This is a genomic window from Embleya sp. NPDC005575, assembly GCF_040605455.1.
In the GTDB taxonomy this organism is placed as follows: Bacteria; Actinomycetota; Actinomycetes; order Streptomycetales; family Streptomycetaceae; genus Embleya.
In genome coordinates this window covers 1-18198 of record NZ_JBEXCV010000166.1, presented here as the reverse complement: position 1 = coordinate 18198, position 18198 = coordinate 1, and the positions used below count along the sequence as shown (strand labels likewise).

Annotated in this window: 15 protein-coding genes; 9 read left to right on the top strand and 6 right to left on the bottom strand. The window is 71.8% G+C overall.

The window, feature by feature from the left end; genetic code table 11:
• Positions 1-164 precede the first annotated feature (164 nt).
• The 6 genes from ABZS54_RS35820 to ABZS54_RS35795 all read left to right on the top strand — a co-directional run bounded on the left by ABZS54_RS35820 (position 165) and on the right by ABZS54_RS35795 (position 6882).
• Positions 165-1085, top strand: coding sequence for a hypothetical protein (locus ABZS54_RS35820; protein WP_355545865.1), 921 nt, complete (start codon positions 165-167; stop codon positions 1083-1085).
• The gene (locus tag ABZS54_RS35815; protein WP_355545863.1) at positions 1075-2187 is read left to right on the top strand and encodes an N-acetylmuramoyl-L-alanine amidase; all 1113 of its coding nucleotides are present in this window, start codon (positions 1075-1077) and stop codon (positions 2185-2187) included. Before ABZS54_RS35820 ends, ABZS54_RS35815 begins: the two co-directional genes overlap by 11 nt.
• Positions 2188-2427: 240 nt before the next feature.
• Positions 2428-3438 carry a hypothetical protein gene (locus ABZS54_RS35810; RefSeq protein WP_355545862.1) on the top strand — a complete coding sequence of 337 codons (1011 nt, stop codon included), beginning with the start codon at positions 2428-2430 and terminating at the stop codon, positions 3436-3438.
• A 112-nt stretch (positions 3439-3550) separates the two neighbouring features.
• The gene (locus ABZS54_RS35805) at positions 3551-4585 is read left to right on the top strand and encodes a hypothetical protein (protein ID WP_355545861.1); all 1035 of its coding nucleotides are present in this window, start codon (positions 3551-3553) and stop codon (positions 4583-4585) included.
• Between the two features lie 180 nt (positions 4586-4765).
• Entirely contained in the window at positions 4766-5653 is an 888-nt protein-coding gene (locus tag ABZS54_RS35800; protein ID WP_355545860.1) for a hypothetical protein, read from the top strand.
• Between the two features lie 215 nt (positions 5654-5868).
• The gene (locus ABZS54_RS35795) at positions 5869-6882 is read left to right on the top strand and encodes an LLM class F420-dependent oxidoreductase (RefSeq protein ID WP_355545858.1); all 1014 of its coding nucleotides are present in this window, start codon (positions 5869-5871) and stop codon (positions 6880-6882) included.
• Between the two features lie 75 nt (positions 6883-6957).
• On the opposite strand, the gene ABZS54_RS35790 is transcribed toward ABZS54_RS35795, so the two are convergent.
• The 4 genes from ABZS54_RS35790 to ABZS54_RS35775 form a co-directional block, all read right to left on the bottom strand.
• Positions 6958-8769 carry a serine/threonine-protein kinase gene (locus ABZS54_RS35790; RefSeq protein ID WP_355545856.1) on the bottom strand — a complete coding sequence of 604 codons (1812 nt, stop codon included), beginning with the start codon at positions 8767-8769 and terminating at the stop codon, positions 6958-6960.
• A gap of 384 nt (positions 8770-9153) precedes the next feature.
• Positions 9154-10287: a prenyltransferase gene (locus ABZS54_RS35785; protein WP_355545854.1), complete on the bottom strand. Its 1134-nt coding sequence runs from the start codon at positions 10285-10287 to the stop codon at positions 9154-9156.
• Positions 10284-11051, bottom strand: coding sequence for a class I SAM-dependent methyltransferase (locus ABZS54_RS35780; protein WP_355545852.1), 768 nt, complete (start codon positions 11049-11051; stop codon positions 10284-10286). Before ABZS54_RS35780 ends, ABZS54_RS35785 begins: the two co-directional genes overlap by 4 nt.
• Before the next feature lie 65 nt (positions 11052-11116).
• Positions 11117-12532 carry a glycosyltransferase family 4 protein gene (locus ABZS54_RS35775; RefSeq protein WP_355545850.1) on the bottom strand — a complete coding sequence of 472 codons (1416 nt, stop codon included), beginning with the start codon at positions 12530-12532 and terminating at the stop codon, positions 11117-11119.
• A 197-nt stretch (positions 12533-12729) separates the two neighbouring features.
• Between ABZS54_RS35775 and ABZS54_RS35770 the strand changes: the two genes are divergently transcribed.
• A complete protein-coding gene (locus ABZS54_RS35770) occupies positions 12730-13335 on the top strand; it encodes a TetR family transcriptional regulator (RefSeq protein ID WP_355545848.1) in 606 nt (201 codons plus the stop codon).
• Between the two features lie 261 nt (positions 13336-13596).
• Here the strand turns inward: ABZS54_RS35770 and ABZS54_RS35765 are convergent, their stop codons facing one another.
• Positions 13597-13827, bottom strand: coding sequence for a ferredoxin (locus ABZS54_RS35765; protein ID WP_026219087.1), 231 nt, complete (start codon positions 13825-13827; stop codon positions 13597-13599).
• Positions 13828-13902: 75 nt separating this feature from the next.
• The gene (locus ABZS54_RS35760; protein WP_355545846.1) at positions 13903-15366 is read right to left on the bottom strand and encodes an aldehyde dehydrogenase; all 1464 of its coding nucleotides are present in this window, start codon (positions 15364-15366) and stop codon (positions 13903-13905) included.
• A 312-nt stretch (positions 15367-15678) separates the two neighbouring features.
• Here ABZS54_RS35760 and ABZS54_RS35755 point away from each other — a divergent pair, with 312 nt between their 5' ends.
• Both ABZS54_RS35755 and ABZS54_RS35750 read left to right on the top strand, forming a co-directional pair.
• On the top strand, positions 15679-16719 hold the full coding sequence (locus ABZS54_RS35755; protein WP_355545844.1) for an MBL fold metallo-hydrolase: 1041 nt from the start codon (positions 15679-15681) through the stop codon (positions 16717-16719).
• Positions 16720-16834: 115 nt separating this feature from the next.
• Positions 16835-18142 carry a prenyltransferase/squalene oxidase repeat-containing protein gene (locus ABZS54_RS35750; RefSeq protein WP_355545842.1) on the top strand — a complete coding sequence of 436 codons (1308 nt, stop codon included), beginning with the start codon at positions 16835-16837 and terminating at the stop codon, positions 18140-18142.
• Positions 18143-18198: the final 56 nt, after the last annotated feature.

The window sequence follows — 18198 nt, the reverse complement described above, 5'->3', positions numbered from 1 at the left end:
ATGGGGCGTCATTGTGTCGGATCGTTTCGTGCGATCGTCACATCGCGCGACTCCGAGTGCTCACGATCCGGCACTCCTGCGGATAGGTGTGCCAGAACCCGGCCGCCCGCGGCCTGCCGGCCGGCCCGCCGCCGCCGGCGTGGCCGGTTCCCGCTCCGCCGTCGATGCCCCGCCCGGCCGTACCGCCGGGCGAATCGGAGCCGCCCGCCGACTGGTTCCAGCACGAGCGCGGCCCCTCGCCGCTGCCCCCGGGCGGCACCTTCGCCGACGCGGCGCACACGCCCGTGCACGGCTACGGCATGCCCCCGGCGCGCGATGTGCCCGCCGCGCCGGACTGGTATCGCGGCGCCACCCCACCGCCGCCCGGCCCGCTGTCGCCGGCCCCGCCCGGCCCCTCGTTCGAGCGAACGCTGCTGTTCATCGTGGTCGCCGTGGTGTTCGTCGCCGCGCTGGGCACGCTGTTCGCGCTGCGGCCGTGGGAGGACGACAAGAAGACACCGACCGCGCAGGGTTCGGACAGCGCCGGACCGTCCACGCCCACCCCCTCCGACGCCGGCTCGGGCGGGCAGTCGGGCCTGCCCCCGGCCACGCCCCCGGCGCAGGGCTCGGTGGTGACCACCCCGCCGCCGACCACCGCCGCGCCGGACGCCCGGGCCCAGGCCGCCGCGCTGGACTCGTTGCTCTCGCGCAGCGGTTCGTCCCGGCAGTCGGTGATCGACGCGGTGAACAACGTCGGCTCCTGTTCGGCGCTGTCCGCGTCCCGTTCCGCACTGCTCGACGCCGCCGCGCAACGGGATCAACTGGTCACTCGGTTGGACACGATGCGCTTCGACGGCGTCCCCGAACTGCAATCCGCCGCACCGACGTTGCGCACCGCGTGGACCGCCTCGGCCCGCGCCGACCGGGCCTTCGCCGCGTGGGCGCAGTCGGCCGCCGACTCGGGCTGTCCGGGCACCCGGTCGCTGTACGACGACGGCGCCACGATCAGCGCCGAGGCGTCCGGCGCGAAGAAGTCGTTCGTCGACACCTGGAACACCGTCGCGTCGCACTACGGCCTCACGTCCAGGAGTGAACTTGACCTCTGACCGCCGCGACGACCGCGGCCGTCCCGACGATTCCGGCGATGCGGACTTTCGCTCCGGAGCCGGCTTCTTCGGCCACTCCGCCTCGCACGAGGCCCGGTTGGAGGCCGCGCGCGACCGGTTGCGCCGGCGCCGCCGGATCACCCTGACCGCGCTCGCGCTCGCGCTCGCCGCCACCGGGATCACCACGATCGCGGTGGCCTGGCCGGACGGACACGACGCCGGCCACACGGGCGTCGCGCATGCGTCGGCGAGCTTGCCGACCACCGCCGCGCCGGGCACCGGGCTCGACCCCGCGGCCGCCGGCGGCCCGCCGGCCCCGGCGCTGAGCGATCCAGCGAGCGGGCAACAGCCGTCCACCGCGCCGACGATCGCCGCGCCCGTCACCTCGGCCGGCCCGCCCGCGCCGCGCGCCGGGACCACCGGGCTTCCGCTGTCCGATCGGGTAGTGATGATCGATCCGGGCCACAATCCGGGCAACGGGAGCCACTCCCGCGAGATCAACAAGCAGGTGTACGCGGGCGGGCTGACCAAGGAGTGCGATACCACCGGCACCGAGACCGACAAGGGCTACACCGAGGCCGAGTTCACCCTCGACGTGGCGCAGCGGGCCAAACGCCTCCTGGAGGCCCAGGGCGCGACGGTGCTCTACACCTGGGAGACCGAGGCGTGGGGTCCGTGCGTGGACGAGCGGGCGGCGCGCGGCAACGCGGCGAAGGCGGACGCGATCGTGTCCATCCACGCGGACGGCGGACCGGCGAGCGGGCGCGGCTTCCACGTCATCCTGCCCGCCTCGGTCAAGGACAGGAACGTCGACACCACACCGATCCTGGCCCCCTCGCGCACCCTGGGCAGCACACTCGCCGCCGCCTTCCGGGCGGCCACCGGTACGAGCCCCGCGACCTACCTCGGCACCCAGGACGGTCTGGTCACCCGCACCGACCTCGGCGGGTTGAACCTGTCCACCCGACCCAAGGTGTTCATCGAATGCGGCAACATGCGCAACGCCACGGACGCCGCGCAGTTCACCGACCCGAACTGGCGCGAACGCGCCGCGTCCGGGATCGCGACGGGGATCACGGCCTATCTCCTGAAGGGGGCGTGAGCCGCGGGTCGGCCGTCCCCTAGGGTCTTTCCGACCGTCCTCGTCGCACACGCGCCGGTGACGGTCCCCGGTTCGCGGCGTCCACGCGCGCCATGCACCACCGGACGGTTCCGGGTCGGGCCACCGATCGCCGTGAGCCGCACGATCGGGCCCGGCGCGAGCCGTCCACGCACCGCATGTCGTCCGGCGCGCCTCGCGCCGGCGACGTCACGTCCCCTCCGTACCTGTTAAGGAGAAACGTTGAACCGGAAAGGGATCACGAGGGGCGATGCGATCGTCATTCTCGCGATCGTCCTGATCTTCATCTTCTCGTTCTTCAAATACTACGAAGTCAGCGCGGCCTTCGACCGCAGCAGCGGTAGCAGCAGTAGCAGCGACGACAGCGACAACCCGTTCAGCGGCGGGCACAGCCAGACCAAGGGCTGGAACGCCTGGACGGTCAACTTCTACCCGTTGATGCCGGCCGTGGTGCTGGTGCCGCTGCTGGCCGCGCTGCTCCTGGTGATCGGCCGCTTCGTGGCTCAGCCGGACAAGCAGGTGCTCGGTCTGGCCCCGCGTCAGTGGGCGATCGCGTTCGGTGTCACCGGTGCGATCAGCGGCTTCTTCGCCCCGTTCGGGGTGGGCGGCGTGATCGGCGAGATCTTCGAGGATTCGGGCTCGGTCGACGCCGGACCCACCGTCTTCGCGTGGCTGATGATGGTGGCCGGGCTCATCGCGGCGCTCTTTTTGATCATCGGGGATCGCATCCCCAGCCTGGCCGCGCCGCTGTTCAGCCCGGTCCCGCAGCAGCCCTGGGGCTACCCGCCGCCGAACGGCACCGGCGGCTACCCGGCCCCGGTCGACCCGAACACCGGCTACCCGCTGCCGAACGCCACCGGCGCCCACCCGCCGCCCGCCTACCCGGTTCCGGGCACGGGCACCGGCGCGCCGATGGCCGGCGTGCCGGCCCACATGCCGCCGCCGGACGTCACCGGCGCGGCTGCCGGCACCGGTTCCGGCGTCGCACCGGTCGCCGGTGGGCAGCCGGCCGCGCCGGCCCCGGCCACACAGGAGTTCGCGCAGTTCTGGTTCGCCGTCCCGCAGGCCCGGCCGCTGGCACCCACCGAGGGCCTGTCCAAGGAGCCGGTGGCCACGCTGCAGACCGGCCAGTGGTACCTCGCGGTCGCCCCGCACCCGGGCGGTGTCCTGGTCGAGGCGGACGGCGTTCGGGGGGTCCTGAGCGACGTCTCCGGGATCCAGCGCGGAGAATGACGGTACGTCAGGCTCCGGTGCCGGTGCGGTCGCCCGCATCGGCACCGGGCCGGATCCAGCAGACGCACGGCAATTCCGAGCAGTACGAAAATGCCCGTCAGGGAGGAGCACGATGCCACGCAAAGGCGTCACCCGAGGTGATCTGATCGTCGCGGCGGCGGCGATCGGAGTTCTGGTCTTCTCGTTTCTCCCCTGGTACACGGTGACCGCCAAGGGCAAACAGATCACCGAGGGAAGCAAGAACTATTCGGCGTGGATCGGCGACTTCACGCCGCTGGCGCCCGCCGTCGTGCTGCTGTCCTCGATCTCGCTGGTGCTGCTGCTGATCGGCCGGTACACCTTCCGGCCCGGATCGCCGCAGCCGACCGAGATCCAGTTCTGTGGGCTGGCCCTTCGCCAGTGGGGTGTCGCACTGGGCGTCGCGGCGGCGTGGAGCGCGGTGTGGGCCGTGTTCGGCGCGGACGGCGGCTACGAGAAGTTGGCGCGCTTCGCCCAGAACTACGCCCGCGACAACGGCGATGCGCAGGCAACCGTGGATGCCGGACACGGCTGGGGCGCGTGGGGGTTGGCGGGCTTCGCCGTGCTCCAGGCACTGCTGCTGTTGACGGTCGACCGGATCGGCGGGCTGAACGCCCCGCTGGTGCGCCCGCGCGAGAACAACTGGCAGGGCTACCCCGGTGGTGGCTTCCCGGGTGCTCCCGGCGGGTACCCGCCCGGCCCGCCCGGCACCGGTGGCTTCCCGATCCCGCCGCCCGTCGCGCCGCCGGCCTACGGGCCGTCGGGCAACACGCCCCCGCCGCAGACGCCGCCGATGCAGCCGCCCGCGGTCCAGCCGCCGGTGCTGCTGTTCAAGCAGGACGACGCCCCGGAGCCGGCCGCACCCGATCGGGAGCCGGCCCCCGCGGCGCGGGATGTGCGGACCCCGGCACCGGAATCCGGCGACCCGGGCACCTTCGAGCAATACTGGCTGGCCGTGCCCGAACCGAGGCCGCTACACCCCCTGGACCACCCCGGTGACGCGGTGGCCACCCTGCACCCCGGTGTGTGGTATCTCGCGGTGGGTGTTCGAGACGGCGGCATCGTCATCGATATCGACGGCCTACAGGGCGTGTTGGCTGATCTGACGGGTATTCAGCGGGGCGAATAGACATCTTCGAAAAAATACCCCCATACGGCGCGTCGCGTGGGGTCGGGGTACAGATCGTTCCCCCGTCTGGCACAGTGTCCCCGGACCAATGCACCGAGGACGCGCGGGGGCGACGTCGGTGGCACGACTTGGGTCGCCCCCGTACGCTGTCGGCGCCCATCCCCCTCGGGAGGAGTATTAGTGGACGTCAGAAAGCTTTCGCGTGGCGACGCGGTCATCGGGGTCGCCGCCGTGCTCATCTTCATCTTCTCGTTCTTCAACTACATCAAGTCGACGCGTTCGGACGAGGGTGTCAACGCGTGGTCGTCGCACCTCGCGCCGACCGTCTTCGTCGTGGTTCTCACGCCGATCATCGCCGCCGCCCTGTTCATCCTCGGTGGCCTGCTCCCTCAGCTCCGGGACAAGCCGATCCTCGGTCTGACCGCGCGTCAGTGGGCGTTGCCGCTCACGATCCTGGCGCCGATCTCCGCGCTGTGGTCGATTGCGCAGGCGGACAGTGACCTCGGCATCGAGATGGGGATCGGTGGCATCTTCCTCATCCTGCTTGTCATCGTCCTCGTCGTGACGATGATCGCCACCACGGTGATGCCTGCCCTCCAGGCGCCGCTGCTCGGCGCGGCCGGCCCCGCGGCGGGCCCGCAGGGTCAGTACGGCGGCCCGCAGGGTCAGCAGCAGTACGGCGGCGCGCCCTTCGGCGGCCCGCAGGGTCCTCAGGGTCCGCAGTCGTACGGCGGCGCCCCGCAGCAGGGCGGCTTCGGCGGCCCGGCACCGCAGGGTCCGCAGGGCGGCTTCGGCGCCCCTGGTCCGCAGGGTCCGCAGGGTCCCGGCGGCATGCAGCAGCCCGCCCCCGGCGGTGCGCCCGGCGGCACCCACGCACCGTTCCAGCCCTTCTGGTTCTCGGTGCCGGACTCGCGCCCGATGCTGGACGAGCACACCAACCAGGAGAAGGGCGTCCTGAACACGGGCGTCTGGTACCTGGCGGTGGCCGAGCACCCCAACGGCCTGCTGGTCGAGGTCGACAACGTGCGCGGCGTGCTCCAGAACACGATCGGCATTCAGCGCTCGTGACACCGGTGCTCCCGAGGAACCGGTAGTACCGAGACACCGCGACTCGGCAACACGACAGGGCGTCGTCCACACCGGACGGCGCCCTGTCGCGTGCCCGGGGGAAGTGCCCGACGAAGGACCGGAGACGGCCCCGTGGGGAGTCGACCTCCCAAGAAAGTAAAACGTGTTCTAGTCTGCGGGGGCGATTCGCCGTGCTACTCCGTGGAGGTAACGCCATGAGGCTGGGTCTGACGTTCGGGTACTGGGGCCGAGGCCCGTCCGCCGGCTTCGTCGAGCTGGCGCAAAAGGCCGAGCAGCTCGGGTTCGACGCGGTGTGGACCGCCGAGTCCTGGGGTTCGGACGCCTTCACGCCGCTGACCTGGATCGCCGCCCACACCTCGCGGATCAGGCTGGGCACGGCGGTGACCCAGATGACCGCACGCACGCCCACCGCAACCGCGATGCACGCCCTGACGCTGGATCACCTCTCCGCGGGCCGGGTGATCCTGGGCCTCGGGCTCTCCGGCCCGCAGGTGGTCGAGGGCTGGTACGGGCGCCCGTTCCCGAAGAGCCCGCTGACCTTCACCCGCGAATACGTCGACGTGATCCGTCAGGTGCTGCGCCGCGAGGGACCGGTGGTCGCCGAGGGCCGATACGCCCGGCATCCGTACACGGGCGAGGACGGCAGCGGGCTCGGCAAGCCGCTCAAGTCGATCACCCACCCGCTACGCGCCGATCTGCCGATCTTCCTCGGCGCCGAGGGGCCCAAGAACGTACACCTGACCACGCAGATCGCGGACGGATGGTTGCCGCTGCACTGGGCGCCGACCCGGCCGGACGTGTACGCGGACGCGCTGCGCGACAAGCCGGCCGGCTTCCGGATCGCGCCGATGGTCCAGGTGGCCCTCGGCGACGACGTCGAGCAGGCGATGTACCCGATCAAGGCGGCGATGGGCTTCTACGTCGGCGGGATGGGCGCGAAGAACAAGAACTTCCACGCGGACCTGATGCGTCGGTTCGGCTACGCCGACGAGGCGGACCGGATCCAGGAGTTGTTCATGGCCGGCAAGCGGGACGAGGCGATCGCCGCCGTCCCGAGCGCCTTCGTCGACGAGATCGCCCTGGTCGGCCCGGCCGCCCGCATCCGCGAGCGCTTCACCGCCTGGGCCGCCGACCCGCACGTCACCGACATGATCGTCACCACCCGCAACCACGAAGCTCTCGAACTGCTGGCCGAACTCGCGGGTTGACCGGCGCCGGCCGGGTCGGGCGACGTGCGCCGGCCCGGCCGAGCCGTCGTGGCGGTTCCGGGTGCGTGGGCGGCGCTACGGGAGCGGGGCCATGCACAGTTCCTGGTTGCGCGAGGGCAGCGGGTAGTAGACCGGGGAATTGCCCGGGCAGCTGGTGGCGTTCGTGGCGGCCGGCGGGCGCACCTCGTCGATCCGCAGGCGGGCCGAACGATCCCGCGGGAGCGGGCCCTGGCACGGCACCAGTGAGGCCAGGAAGGCCCATTGCCGGCCGTCGCGCATCTCCGCCGGCACACACTCACCCGGGTGGAAGATCCGCTCCAGGCACAGCGCTGTCACGCCCGGGGTCGCCGGCCAGCGACTGCGCCCGTCGGTGCTCATGCAGTCCGTCGTACCGCCCCCGGCCGAGGTGCGCGCCAACACCCGCTGCCGCGCCGCCGGATCCTCACAGGGCAACATGCGGAACGCGGCGGGTCGCCACCCCGGGGTGCCGTCGCTCGCGAAGTCCACGCAGCCGCCCACCTGTGCGCTCGCCACGAAGGCCGCGATCGGGTCGGCGGCCGAGCCGGACGAACGGGTGTCGGTCGTGCCTGTCCTGCTCCGATCCCGGTCCGCGCGCCCGCGCTCATAGGCGACGCCCCCGAACAGGCCGCCCACCAAAGCGATCGCCACGAGCGCGGCGACCAGCAGCCAACCGGCCCCACCACCCTCGTGCGGCTCGGGCGGAACGGGCAGATCGTACGTGTCCTGCCGATCGTCGCTGTCGTCGATGCGCGGCACCATCGCCTCGACGATCCGGGCCAACTGCATCGTCTCGGCGGCGGCCGACGGTTCCGCGGCGGCGGCAGTCCCGACCGAATCGGCCGGGCCCTTCCCGAGCTTCGCCGACTCGGCCGGGCCCTTCGTGAGCTTCGCCGGCTCGACCGGGTCCGCCCCGGCCTTCACCGGCCCGGCCGGCTTGACCGGACCGACCTTGTCGCCGACCGAACCGCCGTGCGCGGAACCGCCCTTCGCCGAATCGCCGAGCCGATCGGCGAGCGGCACAGTGGGCGGGTCACCGACCAGTCGCCCACGCCGGTGGTACGCGTCGATCAGCTCCAATGCGGCCCCCGGCAGCCAGGAGGCGGCGCCGTACGCCCCACGCCGATCCGCCGAAGCCGCGGCCACCTCGTCGAGCAGCGCACGCGGCGTCGGCCGGTCCTGGGGTTCCCGGGCCAGACAGGACCGGATCAGCTCCAGCAACTCATCCGGCACATCGACCAGTTCCGGCTCGCCTGCGGCCACGCTGCGTCGGATCGCCGCCTCGCCCGCACCCGAGTGCGGTGGACGTCCGGTCGCCGCGAAGCACAAAAGCGCGCCGAGCGCGTAGACATCGGACGCCGCCCCCGGCTCCTCGCCGCGGGCCTGCTCCGGCGCGAGGTATGCGGGCGCGGCCGGCGCACTGCCCGCGCCCTCGATCCCGAATCCGGTCACCCTCGGCCCGTCCGAGGCCACCACGATCTGCGCGGGTCGCAGATCACCGTGCACGAGCGAGGCCTGATGAATCGTCACCAGCCCCTCGGCGATCCCGGCGGCGAGCCACCGCACCGCATCCGGCGGCAGCGGCCCGCACGAGATCACCAGGTCGGCGAGCGACGGCGCGGGCACGTACACCGAGGCCAGCCACGGACTGCGGGTGGCGCCACCGGCGGAGATCACCTCGATCACGCCGGGCCCGCGCACCTTCTGCGCGCGCTTGACGCCGCGCTGCTCGCCGTACAGCATCCGCACGGCCATCGGCCGCCCGGCACCGGTCCGCGCGAGATACACCCACCCTGGGCTGCCGGCGCCCAGCAATCCCACCACCGTGTAGGGACCTATCCGATCCCCCGGCTCCAACCCAGCCGCCATGCCCACCCTCGTCACGCGAGTCGCCCAGCCCCCACGCGAACCCTATTGCCGCCACGACCTGCACCGACAACCGAGTACGCGGGCCGAACCCCCGACCCATCCGCCAAGCCCGGTCGCCCCTCCCAGCCCTACCCGCCACACCCCAACCGACTCCCCCAGCCCGTCCGGCGCTCAAGAACAGGCCCCCAACCCGCCCGGCGCTTGAGACCACCCCCCAGCCCATCCGGCGCTTGAGGACAACCCCCCAGCCCATCCGGCGCTTGAGAACACCCCCCCCAAGCCCGTCCGGCGCTTGAGGACAAGCCCGTCCGGCGCTTGAGGACACCCCCCCAAGCCCGTCCGGCGCTTGAGGACAAGCCCGTCCGGCGATTGAGGACCCCCGACTCAGACCCCGTCCACACACAGCTCCGAACCACACCGCACCTGCGCCGGATCCAGCCCGACCGGCAGGAAATCGCCCTCGAACGCCGAGGCCGCGCCGCCGAACACCGCCGTCGTAGCCGGCTCCCCGCCCAGCACGGCGGTGGCCAGGATCATCGCGCCCGCTGTCCACGCGGTCCGCTCCACCGGCCAGATCGCATCGTCCTCGAAGACGTACCCGGTCCAGTACAGACCGTCCTCGTGCCGCAGCCGCTGGACCCACGAGACGATCTCCACGGCCCGGTCACTCTCACCCAACGCCCAGAGCGCGATGGCCAGTTCGCAGCTCTCCGCACCGGTAACCCAAGGCCGGTCGGAGACGCACCGCACGCCCAGGTCCGGCACCACGAAGGTGTCCCAGCCGTCCTTGATCCGCTCGTTCGCCGCAGGCCCGCGCAGTGCGGTGCCCAGGATCGGGTAGTACCAGTCCATCGAGTAGCGGTTCTTGTCCAGGAACCGCTCGGGGTGCGACAACACCGCATGGCCCAACCGGCCCGCCGCCAACTCCCAGTCCGGCTGCGGCTCGCCGAGGTGCTCGGCGATCGCCAGCGCGCACCGCAGCGCCTGGTACATGCTCGCCGACCCGGTGAGCAGCGCGTCCGGCACCGGCACGCCGTGCTCGTCGCGCTTCCAGCGGATCTCGCCGCCGGGCGCCTGGAGGTCGAGGATGAAGCTCATCGCCGCGCGCAGCTTCGGCCACATCCGGACCAGGAACTCCTCGTCCCCGGTGAGCAGATGGTGGTGCCACAGGCCGACCGCGAGGTAGGCCGTGAAGTTGGCCTCCTTGTTGCGGTCCGTGACCACGCCGTCCACGTAGGCCGCGTACCACGAGCCGTCCGACTCCTGCCGACTCGCCAGCCAGCGATACGCCCGCTCGGCCTCGTCGTGCCGGCCGGCCACGTCGAGCGCCATCGCCGCCTCGGTGTGGTCCCACGGGTCCAGGTGTCCGCCGACGAACCACGGGATCGACCCGTCCGGCCGCTGCACGGCGGCGATCCCGTCGATCGTCGCGGCCACCTGATCGAGCGTCAACACGCCTTCGAGGGCCAGCAGTTCGAGCGCGGGTTCGGAGCCGCGCCGGCGGCCCGCGAGGCTCATGCGTTCGCTCCGGCCAGGTCGCCCTCGGAGCCCGCCGCGGTGTCGCCGTGCGGCCGGGGCTTGGTCGCGTAGACCACCAGGCTCTTGCCGATCAGCGGGTCCAGGGCCTTCTCCGCGAGACGGGTGGCCAGCGGGCGCTTCATGATGTCCCACACCAGGAGCTTGTGCCAGGCCCGGACCGGGAGCGCCTTGTCGTTGTCCACGCCCACCGCGCACTTGATCCACCAGTACGGCGAGTGCAGCGCGTGCGTGTGGTGGGTCCCGTACGGCTGGAGCCCGGACTCGCGGATCCGGGCCTCGAACTCGTCGCCCTTGTATATCCGGATGTGGCCGCCCTCGACCTCGTGGTACGCGTCCGACAGCGCCCAGCAGATCTTCTCCGGCCCGTAGCGCGGCACGGTCATCGCGGCCAGGCCGCCGGGCTTGAGTACCCGGAAGAGCTCATTGAGCACACCCTTGTCGTCCGGGATGTGTTCGAGCACCTCGGAGATGATCACCCGGTCGAAGCTGTCGTCCGGGAACGGCAGTGCCAGCGCGTCCCCGACGAGCGCCTCGGCCCGCGCGCCCTCGGGGACCTCACCGGCGGCCAGCATCGAGGCGAACATCGCGTCCACCTCGGCGATGTCCTTCGCGTTCTGGTCGAGCGCGACCACGTCGGCGCCGCGCCGGTATGCCTCGAAGGCGTGCCGGCCGCCGCCACAACCCATGTCCAGGACCCGATCCCCCGGGGCCAGGGGAAAGCGGGAGAAATCCACGGTGAGCAAGTCGGCGACTCCGTCTCGTATTGCGCGAACCGGTTGCGGGGGCGGCCGGCAAGGGTGGGCTGTGGTCAGCGGTTTCCGGCGCCGGCGCCGTGCGAGGCGGGCGGCGGCAGCCGGCGGCCGAACGGGGAGCGGCCGAGTAGAACGTCGCTCGCGCGCTCGGTGAGCCCGCGTCTACCGGCGCCGGCCGTGGTCGGCGCGGTGGGACCGGCCGCGAGTGCGGCCCGATAGCGCTCCACGGTGCGGACCGCGGTGTTGCGCCAGGTGAACCGCTCCAGCACCCGGGCGCGGCCCGCCTCGGACAGTCGGGCGCGCAGTTCGGGCTCTTCGAGCAGTCGGGTAAGCGCGGCACGCAGGGCCTCCGGATCGCCCGGTGGCACCGCGAGACAGGTCTCCCCGTCCGGGCCCGCGACCTCCGGGATCGCCCCGCCCGTGGTCGCCACGAGTGCGGTCCCGCACGCCATCGCCTCGGCGGCGGGCAGCGAGAAGCCCTCGTAGAGGGAGGGCACGCAGGCGATCTCGGCGCTGCGGATCAGGTCGACCAGTTCGTCGTCGCTGAGTCCGGACACGAAGCGGATCGCCGACGTCAGGCCCAGCCGGTCGATCGCGCGCAGCACCGGCCCGTCACCCTTGGGTCGGCCGACCACCACGAGCTCGACGTGGTCGTGGTCGGCGCGCAGCTTGGCGAGCGCCTCGACCAGGTGGATCAGGCCCTTGAGCGGCACGTCCGCGCTCGCGGTGGTGACGATCCGGCCCGGCACTTTCGGTACCGAGGCGTCCGGCGCGAACCGGTCGGTGTCGGCGCCCACCGGCACCACGGTGACCCGGCTCGGCGAGACGCCGAGGTGGTCGACGATCTCGGCCTTGGACGAGCCGGACACGGTGAGCACGTCGCTCAGCCGCGCGGACACCCGCTTCTGCATGGTGGTGAACCCGTACCAGCGGTGCAGCGTGGCCTTGCGCCGCAACGTGGTGGCCTCGCCGATCTCCAGCGCACGGTCGACCGTGATCGGGTGGTGGATCGTGGTCACCAAAGGAAACCCGAGTCGGGGCAGCGCGAGTTGGCCGTAGCCCAGCGTCTGGTTGTCGTGCACGACGTCGAACTCGCCGCGTCGGGCCGCCAGGTGCCGCCACGCGCGCAGCGAGAAGGTGAGCGGCTCGGGGAAGCCCGCGGTCAGCATGCCGCCGACCTCCAGGACGTCGATCCAGTCCCGGTACTCCTTCAGCCCGGGCAGCCGGAACGGGTCCGGGTCGCGGTACAGGTCCAGGCTGGGCAGTGTGGTGAGCTTCACGCCCTCGTCCACGACCGCGTACGGCGGGCCGGAGATCACCTCGACATGGTGGCCGAGCCGGGTGAGTTCGCGGGACAGGTGGCGGACGTAGACTCCCTGTCCGCCGCAGTACGGGTCTCCGCGATACGCCAACAGGGCGATTCGCAGGGGTCGCTCCGGGGAGGTCCGCGCCGGGTCCTGCTGGGTATCCACAGCGGTTGCGGTCTCCCGTATCACGAATGGCCCCCTATCGCTGCCCTCGTCGGAGCATAGTAGTCGCGTAATCTAGAACAAGTTTCAGTAACTGCTCGTCGGAGACCAGCCAAGATACCGCCGGGTACCCACTGCGACGGGCACCGCGTGACCCGTAACACACCGGCCGGCGAACCGCCGCGCACCGAGAGGCTGACATGACGACGTATACGAAGGCCGACCGGGCGCCGCTGACCGAGCGGCAGGAGGCACGCCGCCGGCGGATCCTGCGCGCGACCACCCAGCTGGCCGCCCGAGGCGGCTACGAATCGGTCCAGATGCGCGAGGTCGCCGAGCTGTCCGAGGTCGCACTGGGCACGCTGTACCGCTACTTCCCGTCCAAGGTGCATCTGCTCGTGGCGACCATGTACGACCAGCTGGATCAGTTGCACACCCAGCTGCGCCGACGCCCTCCGCGGAGTGCCGGCTCGCGCGAGCGGGTGGTGGACACGCTGCTGCGCGCGTTCAAGGGCATGCAGCGCGAGCCGCACCTGACCGAGGCGATGATGCGCGCTCTGCAGTTCGCGGACCGCTCCGTCGGCGCGGAGGTGGACACGGTCAGCCGGGAGACCACCACGATGATCCTGGAGGCGATCAGCGGCGACGAGCCGGCCGGCGAGCCGACCGCCGAGGACCTCGCGGTGATCCGAGTCATCACCCACACGTGGCACTCGTCGCTGATCGCGTGGCTGAACGGCCGAGCCTCCATCGCCCAGGTCCGCACCGACATCGAAACGGTCTGCCGGCTGATCCCGGAGGACTGAGACCACGCCCGCCGCACCGCGGTCACCGACACGGGCCCGGCCCGGCGTCGAAGCCGCCTCGGCGCCGCGCTGCCGCTCGTCGCCCGGGTCCGGCGTCGAGCCGCCGTGCCAGGGCCGGAACGCTTTCGGGTTCCCGGTGTTCGGTGCGGTACCTCGGCGTGCCGCCGGAACGTCCTCGTACCCGGGTACTCGAACTTTTCGGCGGTGCGGTGAGGGGCTGGGCCGAACACCGAGAGCCGGTGAACGTTTCCGGTCGCGGAACTAGTCCGGCGGGAACACCGTCTTGCCCGACCCGACCTCGAAGATCGAGATCGCCTCGACCGGGCAACTCTCGGCGGCCTCCAGGATCGCGTCCGAGGCGTCCATCTCCTCGGCCCTGGGGTGCGACTGCCGACCCGCGTCCAGCTTGAAATCGGTCGGGGCGCTGCCGATGCACATGCCCGAACCGATACAGACGCCTCTGTCGACCTCGACGCGCCAACGATCACCCATCAGAACACCTCTTCTTCGCTCGGCCTCGCAGGGCCTGAAACCGCCGGCCCGCGTGGAGCGGGCCGGCGGCGACGGTCAGATCTGCGCGTCGTAGCCCGCGGGCAACGCGATCGACTTGGCCTCGGTGTACGCGCCCAGGCCCTCGATGCCGAACTCGCGGCCGATGCCCGAGTTCTTGAAGCCGCCGAACGGGCCGAAGAAGTCCAGGCCGAACGTGTTCACCGAGTAGGTCCCGGTGCGGATCTTCCGCGCGACGTCGATGCCCTTCTCGGTGTCGGTGGTCCACACGCTGCCGGACAGCCCGAAGTCCGAGTCGTTGGCGAGCGCGATCGCCTGTGCCTCGTCGTCGTAGGGGATCAGCGCGACGACCGGGCCGAAGATCTCCTCCTGCGCGATCCGCATCGAGTTGTCCACGTCGCCGAACAGAGTGGGCTCGACGTACCAGCCCTTGTCCTGCGCCTCCGGACGGCCGCCGCCGGCGAGCAGCTTGGCGCCCTCCTCCTGGCCGATCCGAATGTAGTCGAACGAGCGCTGCTGCTGCCGCTTGGCCACCAGCGGGCCGACCTGGGTGTCGGCCGCCATCGGGTCGCCGACCTTGAGCTCGCCGACCCACGCGGTGAACCGCTCGGCGATCTCGTCGTAGCGGCTGCGCGGCGCCAGGATCCGGGTCTGCGCGACGCACGCCTGGCCGTTGTTCATGTACGAGTTGGGCAGCAGCGTCGTGGCGGTGTGCTCCAGGTCGGCGTCGGGCAGGATGATCGCCGCCGACTTGCCGCCCAGCTCCAGGGTGACCCGGGTGAGGTTGCGCGCGGCGACCTCCATGATGCGCTTGCCCGCGCCGACCGAGCCGGTGAACGCGACCTTGTCGATGCCGGGGTGGGCCACCAGGTACTCGCTGACCTCACGGTCTGCGGCGACGATGCTCAGCACGCCGTCCGGCAGGCCGGCCTCGCGGCAGATCTCGGCCAGGATGTACGAGTCGAGCGGGGTCTCCGGGGACGGCTTGAGCACGATCGTGCAGCCGGCCGCGATCGCCGGCGCCAGCTTGGCGGCGGTGACGAACTGCGGGACGTTCCACGGCACCACGGCGGCCACCACGCCGACCGCCTCGCGGCGGATCAGCAGCGGGTTGAGCAGACCGGCCCGCTTCTCCTCCCACTGGTAATCGCGGGCGATCTTGGCCACCGTGTCGTAGATCATCCCGGCGCCGATGGCCTGCGCGAACAGGCCCCAGCCGACCGGCGAGCCGTTCTGCGAGGCGACCACCTCGGCGATCTCCTGCGAACGCGTCATGAAGCCGTCGCGGATCTTCTCCAGGATGGCGATCCGCTCGTCCAACGACATCCGCGGCCACGGGCCCTCTTCGAACGCCTTGCGCGCGGTGGCGACCGCGGCGTCCACGTCTGCGGTCGAGGCGTGCGGAACGCGCGCGATGACCTCTTCGGTGTGGGGCGAGACGACCTCGATCGTGTCCTTGCCAATCGGGTCCACCAGCTGTCCGCCGATGACCAGTTGGCTGTGCTCCACGATATCCGTCATCACGGTCCTCCTCGGTGCGGGCGTGCACACACGCCGCGCGATACAGGGGCTTGCGGGGCTATGAGCAGAACTCTGACTAGAACAGATATCAGTTTGCCGATGAGGGAACAACGCATTCGGGGCTCGAATGAGACTGGAGTCTCATCGGCTGACAGGTAAGGATCGTACGTGTCGGATCTCGATCTGACGACCCCTCAAGTCACCGGCGCGGTGGTGTATGAGAGAACGTGTTCTATGGTGATCATCGAAGCCGGGCGGGTATCCGGCTTTCGACTGGCGCCACTTCGAGAACCGTCGAGAAGGAGGCCGCCCGTGACCACCGCACCCGACCGCCCCACGCCGCCCGCTCCCCGTGTCGCCGATCTGGGCAACGGTGTGTGGACGGTCCCGGTTCCGATCCCGAACAATCCGCTCGGTTGCACCCTCGTCTACGTGCTGGAGACCGACGCGGGACCGGTCCTGGTCGACTCGGGCTGGGACGACCCGGTCTCCTACCGAGCCCTGGTGGACGGCCTGGTCGAGGTCGGCACCTCGATCGAGGACGTACACGGCGTCCTGGTCACCCACGCGCACCCCGACCATCACGGGCTGTCCGAGAAGGTGCGCGAGGTCTCCGGCGCGTGGATCGCACTGCACGCGGCGGACGCCGAGCAGGTCGAGCAGATCAACAACGCGCCGCGCGCCGCGTGGCTGCGGCACCATCTGGAGGTACTCACCCTCGCGGGCGCGCCGCAGGACGCCCTGGACGCACTCACCGGCCTGCGCACCGCCGCGGCCGGCAGTCGGCCGCGGCTGCACTACGCGGTGCCCGACCGCGAGTTGGTGCACGGCGAGCTCGCGCCCGCGCCCGGTCGCACGGTACGCACGGTGTGGACGCCCGGACACACGCCCGGCCATGTCTGCCTGCACCTGGAGGGCGGCGACGGGCGGCTGCTCTCCGGCGACCATCTGCTGCCCTCGATCACGCCGCACATCGGGCTCTACGACGAGGCCGAGGAGGCCGATCCGCTCGGCGACTTCCTGGCCTCCCTGACACGTGTCGCACGGCTGCCGATCACCGGCGTGCTGCCCGCGCACGAGCACGCCTTCGCGGACGCGGCGGGCCGGGCCGCGGAGGTGGCCCGGTTGCACGAGGTGCGGCTCGCGGCGCTGCACACCCGACTGCGCGCGGCATCGCCGACCCTGTGGGAGATCGCGGAGGGCATGGACTGGAACCGACCGTGGGCGCAACTGGGCGCGCAGAACCGGCAACTGGCCCTCAGCGAGGCCGCCGCGCACCTGCGCCACCTGGTCAAGCGCGGGCGGGCGACGGCCGAGCCCGGCAGCGACCCGGTGCGCTATACGGCCCTGTGACGCCGGGGGGCCCGGGGGCGCCCGGGTAGGGTGGCGAGGACTTGCGACAGTCGCCCCCACAGTCCGATCCGTACAGCGCGGTCCGATCCGCACAGCGTTCAGCGAAAGGCCATGCATGCCCTCCCCCCGACGCCGCGGGCGCGCCGCGGCGGCCTCCGTGCTCACGACGGCGCTGTTGTGTTCGGTCTGGACGGGGGGTGTGGCCGCTGCCGCGCCGACGCCGCCTCCCGGTGCGCCCGGGGCGACCACGGGCAGCCCGGCGCCGCGCGTGGTCGCCTCCGTGCCGGCCGGCGGACCCGTCGCGGTCGGCAAGACGCAGACCGCCCCGGTGCCGCCCGCGCTGTACGGCAAGAGCGACCCGAGCGCCGACGGGGTGTACCGGCAGTCGCTGGCGATCCTGGCGTTGGCCTCGACCGACAGCACGCCTGCCCCGACCGCGATCGAGTGGCTGCTCGGCCAGCAGTGCGCGGACGGCGGTTTCACTGCATACCGCGCCGATCCCGTCGCGCCGTGCGACGCCGATCGTGAGGACACCGTCGCCACCGCGACCGCGATCGAGGCGCTGCGCGCGTTGCTTACCTACGACACGCGAGTCGCCCGCGGGATCGACTGGCTCCGGTCCAAGCAGCTCGCGGACGGCTCGTTCGCGGCCGTACCGGGCCCGAACGCGATCGGCGACCCGACCGCGACGGCGGCCGCGATCAGTGCGATCGTCACGTCCGGCATCTCGCCGGAACTGCTCAAATCCCCGCAGGGTCGCACGCCGACCGACGCACTCAAGGCGAGCCAACTGCGCTGCACCGTGCCGGAGCCGGACCGAGGCGCGTTCGTGGCGGCCCCGGGTGCGCCGATCGACCCGCTGCTGACCGCGCGCTCGGTGCTCGCACTCGGCTACGGCACCCAACCGGCGGTCCCGGCGCCCTCCATCGCGGTCACGCCTTTGGTCTGCCCCGGCGCCGAGCCGAACCGGCAGGCGGCCGCGCAGGGCGGCGCGGCATGGTTGATCGCCAAGCTGAAGGTCGGCGGCAACCATCTCGGTGAGCCGACCGACTTCGACGCCACGGTGGCCGCCGTCCAGGCGCTGTCGGCGACCGGACACCCGGCCGAGGCGGGCGCGGCGGTCGACTGGCTCGCCGCGGGCGCCAAGACCATGGCGGGCAACGACCCGGTGCGGCTCGCGTCGCTGATCCTGGCAGCCGTGGCGACGAACCGTACGGTGACCACATTCGGCGGCCTGGACCTGCCGAACCTGCTCGAGGCCACCGGCCCGGCCACCACGCCGACCCCGGACATGGCCAATCAGAGCAACCTGATCGACGGTCCGGAGGACCACACACTGCGGGACACGGTGAGCGCGGTGATCGCGGTGTTGCTGGCCGCCACCTTGATCCTGGGCATGCGGCGCGGCCGGCGGGAGGACTGAGCAAGGGCCGGACGCCGAATCGTGCGGGCGCCGGACGGGTTCGAACCCGTCCGGCG